Genomic DNA, 12,836 nt, shown 5'->3' on the forward strand with positions numbered 1-12,836 from the left:
TCGCTCGCTCGATGCCGATCCCTGGATCTGATCAGGGTGTCGTGACTCGGGCAGCCCGATGGAATTGCCAGGCGTCGCTGATGATGGTGGTCAGGTCGGGGTGTTGGGGTTCCCATCCGAGTTGGTGGTGGGCTTTGGTGCTGGAGGCGATGCAGATGGCGGGGTCGCCGGGGCGTCTGTCTCGGGTGTGGACGGGGAAGTCGGTGCCGGTGATTTCACGGACGGTGTCGAGGACTTGGCGGTTGGTGAAGCCGTTGCCGTTGCCGAGGTTGTAGATCTCGTGGCGGCCGGGCCGGGTGGCTTCCAGGGCGAGCAGGTGGGCGGTGGCGAGGTCGGCGACGTGGATGTAATCGCGGACGCAGGTGCCGTCGCTGGTGGGATAGTCGTCGCCGTAGAGGGTGAATTCAGGGCGGTCTCCGCTGGCGGCTTGCAGCAGGATGGGGATCAGGTGTGATTCGGGGTCGTGGCGTTCGCCGAGGTGGGTTCCGTCGGGGGTGAGGACGGCGCCGGAGGCGTTGAAGTAGCGCAGGCATGTGGCGCCGAGGGTGGTGGCGCCGCATTCTCCGGCGATGAGTTGGTCGACGGTGGCTTTGGTGGCGGCGTAGGGGTTGTTGGGGCGGACTTCGGCGGTTTCGTCGAAGGCGGTGGTGCCGTCGCCGGTGTACATGCTGCCGGTGGAGGAGAAGATCAGTCGCGGGGTTGCGGCGGTGCGGATGGCGCGCAGCAGCGCGAGGCTGCCTTCGATGTTGTTGGCCCAGTATTTCTCGGGGTCGCGGACCGATTCGGCGACTTCGATACTGGCCGCGAAGTGCAGGACTCCGTCGAAACCGGCGGTGGGGGTGAGGATGTCGGCGACGTCGTGGACGCGCATGTGGTGGAAGGTCGCGGCGGCGGGCAGGGTGTCGGCGTGGCCGGTGGACAGGTCGTCGATGATCTCGACGTCGTGTCCGGCGGCGAGGAGTTGGTGGGTGACGACCGATCCGATGTAGCCGGCGCCGCCGGTGACGAGCAGCTTCACAGGCGTGGATTGCCTTTCCGGGCAGTGTTATTCGATGATGGCGGTAGCGACGATATATCCCTTGGGATCGCGCCAGACGCGGCCGGGGTGGCTGGCGAACCAGTCGCGGATTTCGGTGGTGACCGCGTCGAGGATCTCGGCGCGGTGCGGGCTCGCGGTGTCGATGCCGCAGAAGGAGAACAGGGCCTCGGCGAACCGGATCAGCGGTGGCGCGTTGTCGAAGACCAGCGCGTTGTCGAAGACCTGGATCTGGGGTTCGCCGATGGTCGTTTTCATCAGGTCGGGCAGCGTCGTGGAGTCGACTCCGTTGGTCATGTGCTCGGCTGGTCGCAGGCCGTAGGGCCGGGCGCAGTCGGTGATCAGTTCCCGGGTGCATGCCGCGGTCGCGTGATGATTGACAGTGACGCTCACCCGTCCCCCTGGCCGGGTGACGCGCGCGAATTCGCGCAGGGCCGCAGCGGGGTCGGGGACGTGGTAGAGCATGTGCCGGGCGGTGGTGCGGTCGAACTCGTCGTCGGCGAACAGCAGTGCGGCGGCTTCGGCGAGCACGGCCTCGACCCCCGGCACGACGGCGGTGGCGGTGACCATCGCGGGGGAATTGTCCACCCCGACCAACCGGCCACGGTGCCCGGACCGGGCGAGGTGGGCCAGGAAGCGGCCGTCGCCGCACCCGATATCGGCAAGGTCTTCACCGCCGGTCAGCTCGAGGGCGTCCAAGACGTGGGTGATGGGGTCGTCGGGGTGTTCGCTGTGGCGGGCGTGGGTGTCGATGCGGACCTGTAGCGGGCTGGTGTCGGCGTATTCGGAGGCCAGGGTGGGGCCGGGGTTGCTCATGAGTGGTGCTCCTCGGCGGTGCTGTCGGGGTGATGGAGTTCTCCGGCGGCGGCGACCAGGACCGGGGTATCGAGCAGGTCCAGATCGCGGGTGGGGTCGCCGGGGACCGCGAGCAGGTCGGCGACCATTCCGGCGGCGAGACTACCGGTGCGGTGCCCGATCCCGAGCGCGTAGGCGTTGCGGCGGGTCGCCATGTCGATGGTCTCGCCCGGGGTGAGCCCGAGGTCGGTGTAGGCGGCCAGGGAGCTCGGGTAGCAGCCGTGCGGTGTGTGCGGGATGCCGGAGTCGGTGCCCGGGATCAGCTGGACTCCGGCGTCGAGCATCGTCTGAAGTTGGTGGCGGCGCACCGGCCACGGCAACCGCCCGGAGGCGGCGCGCGCGAGGTGGTTGATGGTGGGACACACCGGGATCCGCCGGTCGGCGATCTCGGCGATCAGGCCGTGGTCGAGGTCGAAGCCCTCGGCGCTCATCCAGGTGCAGTGCTCGAGGGAGTCCACTCCGGCGCGCACCGCCGCGGCGATACCGACCGTGGCGTGGGCATGCGCGGCCACCGGCAGCCCATGCTCGGCGGCGGTGGCGACGATGGCGGCGAGCTGGGCGTCGGTGAACTGCGCCGTGTACGGGGAGGCGCCTGCGCTGGTGGTGAATCCGCCGGTCACCATGACCTTGATCCAGCGCGCGCCGCGCGCGGCGTTGGCGGCGATCACGCGTTCGATGTCGGCGGTGGTAGTGACCGCGCCGCCGAACGCGGCGCAGTGCCCGCCCGGCACGGTCAACGGGATTCCCGCCGCGAGCACCCGTGGCCACGGCAAGCCGGACGCGGCGGGCGAGGTGAGGTCGAGGTGGCCAGGCGCACCGAGGTCACGCACCGTCGTCACGCCCGCGCGCACCAACTGCCGGGCAGCGGCGATGGCCCTGTCCTCCGCCGACGGCGCGGCGGCCTGGCCGGTGGGCGGGGTCTCGGCCGGGGCCGTGGCCTCGAAGGCGAGGTGGACGTGGGCGTCGACGAGTCCGGGGAGCAGGGTGGCGTCGGGGAGCGGGATCTGCTCGATCTCGGGGTGTCGCCAGTCCGACGGCAGGTGGTCGGTGGGTCCGACCCAGGCGATGTGGGCGCCGTCGACTACGACCGATCCGGACCGCAGTGCTGCCCCGCTTCCGGTGAGGACTTGGTCGGCGTGCAGGACACGCACGCTCATCGCGGCGGATCCGTCGGTGTGTGGCGGTCGGGATCGGCGAAGACTTCGATCACCCGCGTCCCCGCCGCGACGACCGCGGAATGGGGGATCTGGTCGTCGAGGCCGAAGTGCTGCCCGGCCGTGAAGGTTCGGGTGGTGGTGTCGGTGGTCAGGTCCACCTGCCCCGTGAGCACGACACCGATCTGGGGCCCGTGGGCGTGGGTCGGCACCCGCGCCTCGACGGGAAACGACCACAGCACCACCTGGCCATGCGGGCCGGCGATCAGGTACCCGCGCCCACCCGAGGCGCCGGTCGCGATCTGGGGCAGTGCTTGTATCCAGTCGGGCCAGTCATCCATGATCGCCTTCTCCCCGCGGCGCCGGGCCGCGATAGTTCTCGACCGGGGCACCGAAGTTGTGTGCTCCCAGCCAGTGGTAGTAGTCGCGGCGAATGCCTTGAAGGTGAAGGCGCACCACGGTATTCGGGTGCTCGATCCCGTGCGCGAAGTCCATCGGCGACAGCCGGGTCAGTGCCTGGTGTGACGGATGGGCGGTGAGGAGGGTGTCGCGGTCGATCGCCGCGGCGGTTAGATGCAGTCCGGCGGCGGCCGGGCGGCGTAGCGCGGGCGGGCCGTAGATGAGGATCGTGGCGGCCAGGACCGCGCGCTGGAATCCGTCCAGCACGTGCATCGCGGCCGGTGGGTGGTGCAGGGCCTCGATCAGTTCGTGTTCTCCGGTCGCGACACCGAACACCCGGCACGCCGCGGCGAGCACGAGCTGGTAGACCTCGGTAGCGGTGATCGGGAGGGGAGTGGTGTGTTCGCGTGCGGTGACGAGCGCCGTGGTTCGGTCGCGGTCGACGAGCCCCGCGAGCGCCGGGTCGTCGGGGAGCGTGCTGTATCGCTGGGGTCCGGGTCGATCACGGGTGCTCAGCGCGCGCAGCGCTTCCAGGGCGGTCTTGGTGTGCCATGGTGTCGCCGCGGGAGCGCTGTCGGGACAGTAGATGCGCGCGAGTTCGTGGACGAGTCCTTCCAGCCCTTCACGCCGCCCGATCCGCGGCAGCGCCACCCCGGCCGCAGCGCGGCCCGCGAGCGGCGCGAACGCGGCGTGGGCCAGGTCGGCGCCGAAGCGGCCCGCCACCCGCGACAGGTTCTCGCGGGCGACGGTGAACACGGTGGACTCGACATCGGGACGCTGTTCCCGCAACGCCGACAGGAACTTCTCCACCCAGAGCGCGTCGCGGTCGGGGTCGTCGACGACCGCGACGAGATCCACATCCGAACTCAGCCCGAACTCGTCCCCGCGCCGACGGATCGCGGGCTCGCCCCTGGCCAATGACCCGGACACGCAGACCGTCGCGGCGTCACCGAGATGGGTGCGCGCGCATTCGCGCACCGTCGCCATGTACTCGTGCAGGTCCGCGTTGACCTGCGCGCGGGCCGCTGCGGGGATGGTCGCGGTGTGCGTGAACCAGTCGTCGTATGCGCTCACCCGGTGGCCTCGTATGCCTGGATAATCGCCGACATCTCCTGGCCTCCGAGTCCGGCCGCGATGGCGGCCTCGAATCGTCGCGTGGCCGCGGCGATCAGCGGTGCCGCCGCTGGGTCGGTGGTGTCGAGGGTGTAGCGCAGGTCCTTGGCGATCACCGCCAGGGAGCAGTCGCGCAACTGGTGCTGGCCGGTGATCATCGCCGTGCCGTAGCCGCTGGCCACCGGCGCGGCCCAGCCGTGACGCGACCACACCCGCACCAGTGCGGCGGTGTCGAGTCCCAGTGATCGTGCGGTGGCGAGGGTTTCGGCGAGACCGGTGAGGATGACCGCGGCCACGGCGTTGTTGAGCAGTTTGACCGTGGCGGCCTGCCCGGCGCTGTCGAAGGCCAGGACTTCGGCGGTGATCACGCGCAGGATCGGATCCGCCGCCGCGCGGTCGGCGCGCGAACCCGCGGTGAAGGCAATCAATCCGGCGTTCTCGACTCCGGCACGGCTGCCGGTCACCGCCGCGTAGACCGGCCGTGCCCCCGCTCGCTTCGCGGTCTCACTCCACTGGTCGGCGTATCCGACCGAGAGAGTGGAACTTTCGATCACCACCGCACCTTCGGCGACGGCGAGCGCACCGTCGCGTCCCGCCCAGACGCTACGGCTGGCGTCGTCGTCGTGGACGAACGACCACACGACCGATGCCCCGTCGGCGGCCTGTGCCGGGCTGGCGCACACGCATCCCGGTCCTGTGATCGCGCTGGTGGTGCGGTTGTAGCGACGCAGCGCGACATCACGTTCGTGTAGGACGTGGGCGACCGTGTTGGCCATGATCCCGGCACCCAGCAGCGCCACCGTGGAGTTCTCGGTCATCACGCTGCTCGCTTGCCGTAGAGCATCCATACCATCGTGGGCGCGAATTCGGCGCGGACCTCGAGTTGGTGGTAGCGGGCCACGACATCGACCGAGGCGATACACGCCTGGACCTGCCCGCGCGCGGCGGCGTGGGCGGCCAGCGGTTTCGCCTCGACCATCACCTGCCGTGCGGCGGGGGCGTAGCGGCGGGCGAAGAACCGGGTGGCCGCATGGGTGGCCACCGTGGCGATCACCGCGTCGTGGCCCAGGTCGGCGCGGACCGCCAGGCACATCGGTTTGGTCGGGCTCTGCCAGCAGGCCAGCAACTCGAGCACACCGGTGTGGGTGAAGTGCTGATCGACCCAGGAGTCACGCACACGCCCGGCCTCGTCGAAGGCCAGATATCCGGCCGCGATCAGCGCGCGCACCTGCCCGTCGCGCGCGGCGGCGGCCATCGCGTCGGCGAACGAGGCCACCAACCGGACATCGCCGCTGTGACAACCGGCCTCGGCGTGGGCGTCGGTCCCTTCCGGCCCCAACGTCACGATCGGCACGCCCGGCTCGAGCTCGGCGACGGCGGGCTCGGCGACGGTGATCGCCTGATTCGGGCAGCACGCCGCCGCGTCAGCCGCCGTCGCGGGGTCGATGCCGCCCGCGCAGGTCGCCAGGTCGCCGACCAGGCGCAGTCGCGGGGAGATCGACAGGCACACTCCGGTCCCGGTGCAGCGGGCGGGATCGATGAGCAGTCTCACGTCCATGCCACGTCCAACCGCTGAAGCGAACGCACGACCCGGCCCGCCCGCCATCGACCGCGATCGCCGGGGTCGGCCAGCCGCAGACCGGGCATCCTCGTGGTGAGGGTGTGCAGGGCGATCCGTGCTTGCAGCCGGGCCAGTCCCGCGCCCACGCAGTAGTGGGCGCCGTGCCCGAAGGCCAGATGCGCCAGCTTCGTCCCGCGCCCCAGGTCCAGGGTGTCGGGATCGGTGAAGACCTGCGGGTCACGTCCGGCCGCGTGCATCGCGGGGATCACCGCGTCCCCGGCGCGCACCAGCACCGGACCCAGTCGTGTGTCCTCGGTCGCGACCCGGGTGAACCCACCGCCGACACCGACCGGCACGAACCGCAGCAGTTCTTCCACGCCCGCCTCGATCGAGGCGGGCGCGTCCACCAACTGCCGGTAGTGGCGGGGCTCGCGCAGCAGCGTGAACAACGCACTCGACAAGAACACCGTCGGCGAACCACGACCCCCGATCAGGCACGCGATCACCAGATTCACCACCTCGTCATCGAGTTCGGTATCGGCCTCCACCAACGACATCAACCCCTGCGGGCTGTGCGCCGCGAGCGCGCGCACCAGCTGTTCGCACTCCGCACGAGCCAGGGCCAACGATTGCGGGGTCGCCTCCCGCGCGGTCAGCGCGTCCCCGAGGCTGAACACCTCGTCACGGAAACCGGTAGGGACACCGAATATCTCGCACACCACCGCCGCCGCGAACGGCTCGACGAAACCGGCCACGACATCGGCGGGCTCTCCGTCCCCGACCAGCCCGTCCACCAGCCGATGTGCCAGGTCCGTGATCGCTGGTTCCATGGCCGCGACGCGCGCCGGCGCGAACAGCGGGGCGATCCGTCGCCGCAGCGCGGTGTGGCGGGGCGCGTCGGTGGCCAGAATTGCTGCCGCGGGCAGGATCTCGGTCGACAACCGGGCCACGTGCGGCCGGTTCGCCTGCTCCCGCGAGAAGCGCGGATCGGCCAGCACTTGCCGCGCCAGCGCGTGGTCGGTGACCAGCCATCCCCGCGCGCCGCTGGGCAGCACCACCGAGCTCACCGGACCGCCCTCGCGATAGTCCGGTTCGAGGTCCACTGTGTGGGTCTGTCCGAACGGATAGCCCCGTGGACACACCGACATCGCCATATCAGACGTCATGACAGACGCTCCTTCGTTCATGGTGTTGTGACCGAAAGCGGTACACCTCAACGTGATTCGTCCGAGGTTCCGCCTTGCGGTTCCCTGCGGATCGTGTATTCCAGCTTGCTCGCAGGCCCCTCTGGTGTTCCAGTGCCGACGGCGACCACGAAGTCGTACACTCCCGGGCGACGACGGCGATACGGTTCCGCTACGAAACTCGCACGGTTGCAATACGGTTGGACCCGGAAGCGAGGGGGTCACGTGCGCGCCGAGTGGACCAGCCGGGAAGTCAAAGCCTTGCGTGAGGCGGCGTTACGGCTCACCCAGAAACAGTTCGCGGCCTGCCTGAACTACTCGGTGCACACCATCCGCAAATGGGAGAACATCGCCACCCCGGCCGTGCGCGGCGCCAGCGCCACCGCACTCGACGACGCCCTGCAACACCTCGATGAGCACCAGCGGGCACGTTTCGACTCCGCACTCGACACCGGATCCCTCTTCTCCCACTTCGATCCGCCGCCAACCCATATCGTGGAGACGAACCAGGGTGTGGCCGTGGATCCGGGTAGCGTTTCCCAGCGACACCCCTCACCCGATGTGGGAGATGACCCCGTGCAGCGACAACAATTCCTGCAACTGATGACCGGCGCCTTCGCTGCCCTCGCCGCCAGCACACCCGCACCCGCCGCGGCGACCAGCCGCCGTCTCGGTGTCGGCGACGTCGAGCGGATCCGCAAACGCGCCCGCGCCCTGGCACGCCAGGACCATGCCTTCGGCGGAGAACTGTCGGCCCGTGACGCCCTGGCCGTCCTCACCCGCACCACCGACACCGTCCACGCGCGATTCCCCAGCGACGGCGTCCGCCGCGACTACCTGCGCGCGCTGGCCGAACTCGCCGACACCACCGCCGGGGTCGCCTTCGACGCCGGACTCCACACCCCCGCCCACCACGCCTTCGCCTGGGCCGTGCAATGCGCCAACGCCGCAGGAGACCTCGAACTACACACCAAAGCGCTCACCGGGCTGGCCAACCTCGCCGTGCACCGCAACCGCCCCGACGACGCCCTCACCTACGCCGAAATGGCCCTCGTCCGCGCCGACCTGCTCCCCACACGACTGCGCGCGATCGCCCACACACGCCACGCCCGCGCCCTCGGCGCCCTCGGCGCCCACCGCGGCCACGACTGCCTCACCGCCGTCCACCACGCCGAGGACACCTTCACCGTCGACGACGGACGCACACCCGACTGGATCGCCTACTACACCCCCGCACACCTGCACCGCGACAACGGCCGCGCACTGCTCTACCTGTCCACCCACGGAGCAGGCGACTTCCAACACGCACACACCCGCCTCAACGACGCGCTCGCCCAATTCCCCGCCGGATACTCCCGCGGCAAAGCCCTCGCCGCCGCCAACCTCGCCACCCTCGTCATGGCACGCGACGACCCCCACCACGCCGTCACACTCGGCCAGCACGCACTTCAAGCCCTCGACGACATTCACTCCGACCGCGTCAACCACGCACTCGGACAACTACACGACGCATGCCTCCGCCACCCCGACATTGACGATGTTCAAGCACTTCGCCACCAACTCGATGCCGCCCTATCGACCGCAGTGTGAGAACCCCGACTGATCACTGTTCGCGGCGATGCCGAAGCGTGGCGCAGCGGCGTTTTCGTCAGTCGAAGAGGCATACGCCGGGGACACGGCGACCTGGCTCTTGTTCGGGCGATACCACCTCGACTACGACTTCCTTGAGGTCGTCCACAAGCTTCTGCCAATCCGTCCCGGCGGCCATGTCGACCATAGTGGCACGGCCACCGAAAAATCGCGTCAGACCGAGAAAGGTAATCGCGACCGGCGGCGCAGAAGTGGGCGTTCTTCCTACACGACTTCCACCAATTCGGCCAGGTCCACGCAGTCGAGCAGGTTGGCAGCGATCTTGCAGGCTTCCGCCCCCAGCAGCTCGGTGGACACCGATTTCACAAGGATCTCCAAACAGACCTCGCGCTCGTATTCCTCGTCGAACGCACGCACCTGCACCCCGACCGCGACACGGGGCTCGTGTATGCCGGCGACGACCATCGCCTGGAAGAGGCCACGATGCACGCGCTCGTCGTCAGGATCGTCCGGATCGGGGTCGTTGTGCTCCAGACACCACGGCGGGCATTCCCCCTCCGCGGACGTCAGCCGCAGGTCTGCGGCGTCCATCAGCATCTGCACAATCCGCCGAGCTTCACCGGCGGTCAACGCTACGCCGACTCCGTGGGGATCCACCAATTCAATGAAACACCGACGTGATTCGCCCTGATCGCGAGCGACCACTCGAATCGAGATACGACGGACCACACCGATAACTACCACTTCGGCAATGTCCAGTACCAATTCCGGTCCATAATGGACGAAGCCCGCGCTGGGATGGTTCGTATCCCGCGCCCGGTGCGATTCACACCAGGGCGGGCACGAAAGATCAACGGTCACAACGACTCCCATACTTAAAGCCGACAGACACCCGTCCCGCGCCCGACAGAGCCAACTGTAACGCTCCGACATAGCGACTGACTAGGCGGGCGCGACATCCGGACGCTTACGCCGACAGGTATCGAGACAGATCCGCTCCGCACTGAGCATTCAGGACACGAGGTAAGCCTGGGGCATAGATCCGCGACGGCGCCGCTGGCCCGAATGTGTGACACAACACACGCACTGCCTTACCCGTCCTCGCAGGTCCGCGATTGTCAGCCTGTCCCCGGATCATCGGACGGCAGGCATACAGCCTCTTCCGAACACCACTGCTGCACTCGGAGCCGCCCTTGTCGATTTCCGGTCGTGACTACACACGACACCAGCGCGATCCAGCCGCCGGTCGATGTGCGCGCCCAGGCGTGCAGGTGACCTGGCACCGGACCCGCCAGAGACAAACCTCCGTTGCGCACACGTAGCGATACACTTCCGACGAACCGCTTCGGAGCCATGACCAGCTGACCGAGATCGATGATCACCCGACGCGGCGGATCGACTACATGGTACGAGGGCGGATCAAACCGGTCGGTCCATTCCTCGAACATGCGTTCGAGGATAGTCACGAGTCGCACCGCAGGCAACATTCTGCGAACTTCCGGCCGAGCAGCACACGGCTTTATCCGGAAGCTGACAGCGAGCTAGGCCGGCCATCTATCGTGGACGTGATCTGTCACCCTTGCCGCAGGAGATTTGATGAACCGCCCTTCCGCAGTGGCCTTTTGTCTTTTTAGCCTGGTAATGGCTGTTATTTGTTTCTATGTGCAGGACAGTCCAATGGTGAAGGACAATGTCGCCGCCTCTATCCTATTGGGGGTCGTCTCGGGACTATTTGCCACCTCGCTCGGTTCGGTATGGAAGGCGTTTCAGCCTCGAGCTGGCGCCAACGCAGGTACCCCTGCCGCCCGCACCCCAGCAAGTCCAGCAAGGCCCCCATTTCGAGAGGCGGCACGCGTCGGCAGAGGTGAGAGCGGGAAGCAGAGTGCACTCACGACGCATCTGGCGTGCTTCATGTGCGGCCTGTTATCGCTGGTAACACTCGGAGTGTCTTTCAGTTTCGTTACCCAACGATACGATCTCGGCACCGGATTAATTTTGGCCGCTCACATATTCGCCGGTGTTATGGCATTTATCTCAGCGATCGCAGCAATAGTTTTCTTCTGCTTCTCCGCACCAGAGCCTTTCGGTGGCCTTCTCGGTATTTGTGCCTTTTTTGCAGTTCTCGCAGTCCTGATTGTTGTACACGACCATCGGTGGTATCAGCGACATTGTGAAACCTCGCCAGCCCAGCAAGTCGCGGTCAGTCCGTACTGCCCGACTTCCTGACATGTCGAGGTGCAGCGAAGGCCGCAGCATCCAGCGTCAAGTGGGACCGGCCAACCGTTGGTGTTCAAGACTCGTCCTCTTCGCGTTGACGATGGGCGTATCGGTCGTCCTTGCGCTTCGACGGTATCCGTCGTGCCGCGTTCGACCTGCGCATGCCCGCCGCCGCGGCCGACCAGCATCCTGAATCACGCGCCACGTCTCATGAAAAGCTTGCGGCGAGCAGAGGCCAAGTCCGACGCGGTCACACGCTTCGTGGAGTCGCTCAAGGTCAACAGCAAGGTTGTCAATGCACTCACGGCTGTGACCACCGCCGATCTGGCCGACCCCGCCACCAACCACGCGCTTCAGAACTTCACGCCGCTCTTGGAGCCCCGCCTTCGCGTCATCGAATTCGAAACAACCGAGGACCTGGAGGACGGGGCATTCGACGAGCACGACCACTTGTCGGTGACCCTCGACAACGCCGGTCGACGAGTCCGAGACCTGCTCCAGTTACTCACGGGGAACTCCGATACCGCGTTGCTGGCACCTGGACACGCTGTGGTCCAGGCGATCTACACACGCCTGCGTGACGAGATCACCGCTCATGTGGGCACCGATGCCGATGGGGAACCGGAGGTGAGTTGGCCGACAGGGCGATCGACGCTCGAAATCACAGCGTTGCGTTACTCGATCAATGACGAGTTATTCAGCATGACCGGCACTTTCGACGTGACGTGGACGGATCTGCGGTGGCCGCACTGATGGGGAGTGACAGCGATGGGCTGGATTACTGGCAGCGGGACGCAGTCGGGCGTGGCTTGTTCACCGTGTCCTGCTGGGTCGACCACGGCACGGTCGAGTCCAATGTCGAAGGTCTCGACTGGAAGGAGGGACCCAATGTCTACTGAAATGTCTCGTGACGAGAAGCGACTCACGCTTCAGTGACGATTCGCGACGGCACCATCGTCGTGTAGTTGTGCCTGTTGCAGGAAGGAGTGGCGGTACCAGCACGCTCGTGACCTCCGGCACCGCCACGCAGTGTTCACGGTTCGGGAGTGAACCCGCTCCGGGCGAATACTCCCAGGACGGAAACGAGCACCGTGACGGCCGTCGGCCAGTCGATCAGCAGTCCGGCGACGACGGCCAGCCAGACTGCGGTGACAACTGCGATGACTGCGTGCCGCGTCTCAGGGTTCGGGGGCTCGGCCGGATCGGGGTCCTTGTGTCCGTTGGTTGGCGTTACGCTCATGGGCGCCTTCGTGTCCTCTCGTTGACTTGTGGAGCGGGCCGTTGGTTCACCGCGGCCTCTGCCTGGTGCAACAGGCAGGGGCCGCACCCATCCGCATCCGCGATGGATTGAACTCGGAGCGGTAGTCGGGCGGGTGAGAAGACTGCATCAGATCATGTCGACATTGACAAACACGCCTGTGTACAGACCTGTGGATAACTTGGGCGCAGCCGATGTCGACAGGTGCAGGAGATGTGCATAACCAGGGAAAATCGCCCCAGCAACACGCTATTCGACCAGGTCAAGTGCAGGTTGCCAGTCGACTCACATGGGAGTAATTCACCACTTCGGCGTGTCGCAAGAATTGCACCTCGGGCGTGTTGCGACTTCGCCCTGGTTGGCGGGGGAAGTCCAGCTATCAACGTGCGGATTCCCGGACGTCGGGAATATCCGCTCCCCACGCGGCGGGCCGGCGAATCGTGCCGGATACACCGCCGCGCTCACCACA

The 12,836-nt window shown here is 67.3% G+C and carries 15 protein-coding genes; 4 read left to right on the forward strand and 11 right to left on the reverse strand.

What is annotated here, in order from left to right; genetic code table 11:
- Positions 1–31: 31 nt before the first annotated feature.
- The 8 genes from galE to APZ21_RS31800 are packed head-to-tail and all read right to left on the reverse strand — an operon-like array spanning position 32 to position 7,284.
- A complete protein-coding gene (gene galE, locus APZ21_RS31765) occupies positions 32–1,018 on the reverse strand; it encodes a UDP-glucose 4-epimerase GalE (protein WP_040703621.1) in 987 nt (328 codons plus the stop codon).
- 27 nt (positions 1,019–1,045) lie between these two features.
- Positions 1,046–1,852: a class I SAM-dependent methyltransferase gene (locus tag APZ21_RS31770; protein WP_040703620.1), complete on the reverse strand. Its 807-nt coding sequence runs from the start codon at positions 1,850–1,852 to the stop codon at positions 1,046–1,048.
- Complete coding sequence (locus tag APZ21_RS31775; protein ID WP_054816803.1) at positions 1,849–3,048, reverse strand: metal-dependent hydrolase family protein; 1,200 nt, start codon at positions 3,046–3,048, stop codon at positions 1,849–1,851. The genes APZ21_RS31770 and APZ21_RS31775 overlap by 4 nt, the downstream gene beginning before the upstream one ends.
- Positions 3,045–3,386 (reverse strand): cupin domain-containing protein, encoded by a 342-nt coding sequence (locus tag APZ21_RS31780; protein WP_040703617.1) that lies wholly within the window; start codon positions 3,384–3,386, stop codon positions 3,045–3,047. The genes APZ21_RS31775 and APZ21_RS31780 overlap by 4 nt, the downstream gene beginning before the upstream one ends.
- Positions 3,379–4,518, reverse strand: a complete 1,140-nt coding sequence (locus APZ21_RS31785) for a hypothetical protein (protein ID WP_040703616.1) — start codon at positions 4,516–4,518, stop codon at positions 3,379–3,381. Before APZ21_RS31785 ends, APZ21_RS31780 begins: the two co-directional genes overlap by 8 nt.
- On the reverse strand, positions 4,515–5,375 hold the full coding sequence (locus tag APZ21_RS31790) for an NAD(P)-dependent oxidoreductase (RefSeq protein WP_051028821.1): 861 nt from the start codon (positions 5,373–5,375) through the stop codon (positions 4,515–4,517). The genes APZ21_RS31785 and APZ21_RS31790 overlap by 4 nt, the downstream gene beginning before the upstream one ends.
- A complete protein-coding gene (locus tag APZ21_RS31795; RefSeq protein ID WP_051028820.1) occupies positions 5,375–6,115 on the reverse strand; it encodes a hypothetical protein in 741 nt (246 codons plus the stop codon). The genes APZ21_RS31790 and APZ21_RS31795 overlap by 1 nt, the downstream gene beginning before the upstream one ends.
- Positions 6,106–7,284: a cytochrome P450 gene (locus tag APZ21_RS31800; RefSeq protein ID WP_239476962.1), complete on the reverse strand. Its 1,179-nt coding sequence runs from the start codon at positions 7,282–7,284 to the stop codon at positions 6,106–6,108. Before APZ21_RS31800 ends, APZ21_RS31795 begins: the two co-directional genes overlap by 10 nt.
- Before the next feature lie 243 nt (positions 7,285–7,527).
- On the opposite strand from APZ21_RS31800, the gene APZ21_RS31805 reads away from it, so the two are divergent.
- Positions 7,528–8,892, forward strand: a complete 1,365-nt coding sequence (locus APZ21_RS31805) for a helix-turn-helix domain-containing protein (RefSeq protein ID WP_051028818.1) — start codon at positions 7,528–7,530, stop codon at positions 8,890–8,892.
- Positions 8,893–9,156: 264 nt separating this feature from the next.
- On the opposite strand, the gene APZ21_RS31810 is transcribed toward APZ21_RS31805, so the two are convergent.
- Complete coding sequence (locus APZ21_RS31810; protein ID WP_156371442.1) at positions 9,157–9,753, reverse strand: DUF6907 domain-containing protein; 597 nt, start codon at positions 9,751–9,753, stop codon at positions 9,157–9,159.
- A gap of 257 nt (positions 9,754–10,010) precedes the next feature.
- Positions 10,011–10,340, reverse strand: coding sequence for a hypothetical protein (locus APZ21_RS31815; RefSeq protein WP_239476963.1), 330 nt, complete (start codon positions 10,338–10,340; stop codon positions 10,011–10,013).
- Positions 10,341–10,488: 148 nt separating this feature from the next.
- Between APZ21_RS31815 and APZ21_RS34585 the strand changes: the two genes are divergently transcribed.
- From APZ21_RS34585 to APZ21_RS34590, 3 genes are all read left to right on the forward strand, one after another.
- Positions 10,489–11,118, forward strand: coding sequence for a hypothetical protein (locus APZ21_RS34585; protein WP_156371443.1), 630 nt, complete (start codon positions 10,489–10,491; stop codon positions 11,116–11,118).
- Positions 11,119–11,250: 132 nt separating this feature from the next.
- The gene (locus APZ21_RS31820) at positions 11,251–11,862 is read left to right on the forward strand and encodes a hypothetical protein (protein WP_156371444.1); all 612 of its coding nucleotides are present in this window, start codon (positions 11,251–11,253) and stop codon (positions 11,860–11,862) included.
- Positions 11,862–12,008: a hypothetical protein gene (locus tag APZ21_RS34590; protein WP_156371445.1), complete on the forward strand. Its 147-nt coding sequence runs from the start codon at positions 11,862–11,864 to the stop codon at positions 12,006–12,008. Before APZ21_RS31820 ends, APZ21_RS34590 begins: the two co-directional genes overlap by 1 nt.
- Positions 12,009–12,142: 134 nt before the next feature.
- On the opposite strand, the gene APZ21_RS31825 is transcribed toward APZ21_RS34590, so the two are convergent.
- Positions 12,143–12,349, reverse strand: coding sequence for a hypothetical protein (locus APZ21_RS31825; protein WP_054816805.1), 207 nt, complete (start codon positions 12,347–12,349; stop codon positions 12,143–12,145).
- Positions 12,350–12,836 lie beyond the last annotated feature (487 nt).

Origin of the sequence: Nocardia arizonensis (genome assembly GCF_001310275.1) — a bacterium.
In the GTDB taxonomy this organism is placed as follows: Bacteria; Actinomycetota; Actinomycetes; order Mycobacteriales; family Mycobacteriaceae; genus Nocardia; species Nocardia arizonensis.

What these genes read in the sequence shown, in the direction of transcription:
- APZ21_RS31780 (WP_040703617.1), bottom strand. Translation starts at nt 3,386, where the DNA reads ATGGATGACTGGCCCGACTGGATACAAGCACTGCCCCAGATCGCGACC.
- APZ21_RS34590 (WP_156371445.1), top strand. Translation starts at nt 11,862, where the DNA reads ATGGGGAGTGACAGCGATGGGCTGGATTACTGGCAGCGGGACGCAGTC.
- APZ21_RS31800 (WP_239476962.1), bottom strand. Translation starts at nt 7,284, where the DNA reads ATGACGTCTGATATGGCGATGTCGGTGTGTCCACGGGGCTATCCGTTC.
- APZ21_RS31775 (WP_054816803.1), bottom strand. Translation starts at nt 3,048, where the DNA reads ATGAGCGTGCGTGTCCTGCACGCCGACCAAGTCCTCACCGGAAGCGGG.
- APZ21_RS31790 (WP_051028821.1), bottom strand. Translation starts at nt 5,375, where the DNA reads ATGACCGAGAACTCCACGGTGGCGCTGCTGGGTGCCGGGATCATGGCC.
- APZ21_RS31815 (WP_239476963.1), bottom strand. Translation starts at nt 10,340, where the DNA reads ATGTTCGAGGAATGGACCGACCGGTTTGATCCGCCCTCGTACCATGTA.
- APZ21_RS31825 (WP_054816805.1), bottom strand. Translation starts at nt 12,349, where the DNA reads ATGAGCGTAACGCCAACCAACGGACACAAGGACCCCGATCCGGCCGAG.
- APZ21_RS31795 (WP_051028820.1), bottom strand. Translation starts at nt 6,115, where the DNA reads ATGGACGTGAGACTGCTCATCGATCCCGCCCGCTGCACCGGGACCGGA.
- APZ21_RS34585 (WP_156371443.1), top strand. Translation starts at nt 10,489, where the DNA reads ATGAACCGCCCTTCCGCAGTGGCCTTTTGTCTTTTTAGCCTGGTAATG.
- APZ21_RS31770 (WP_040703620.1), bottom strand. Translation starts at nt 1,852, where the DNA reads ATGAGCAACCCCGGCCCCACCCTGGCCTCCGAATACGCCGACACCAGC.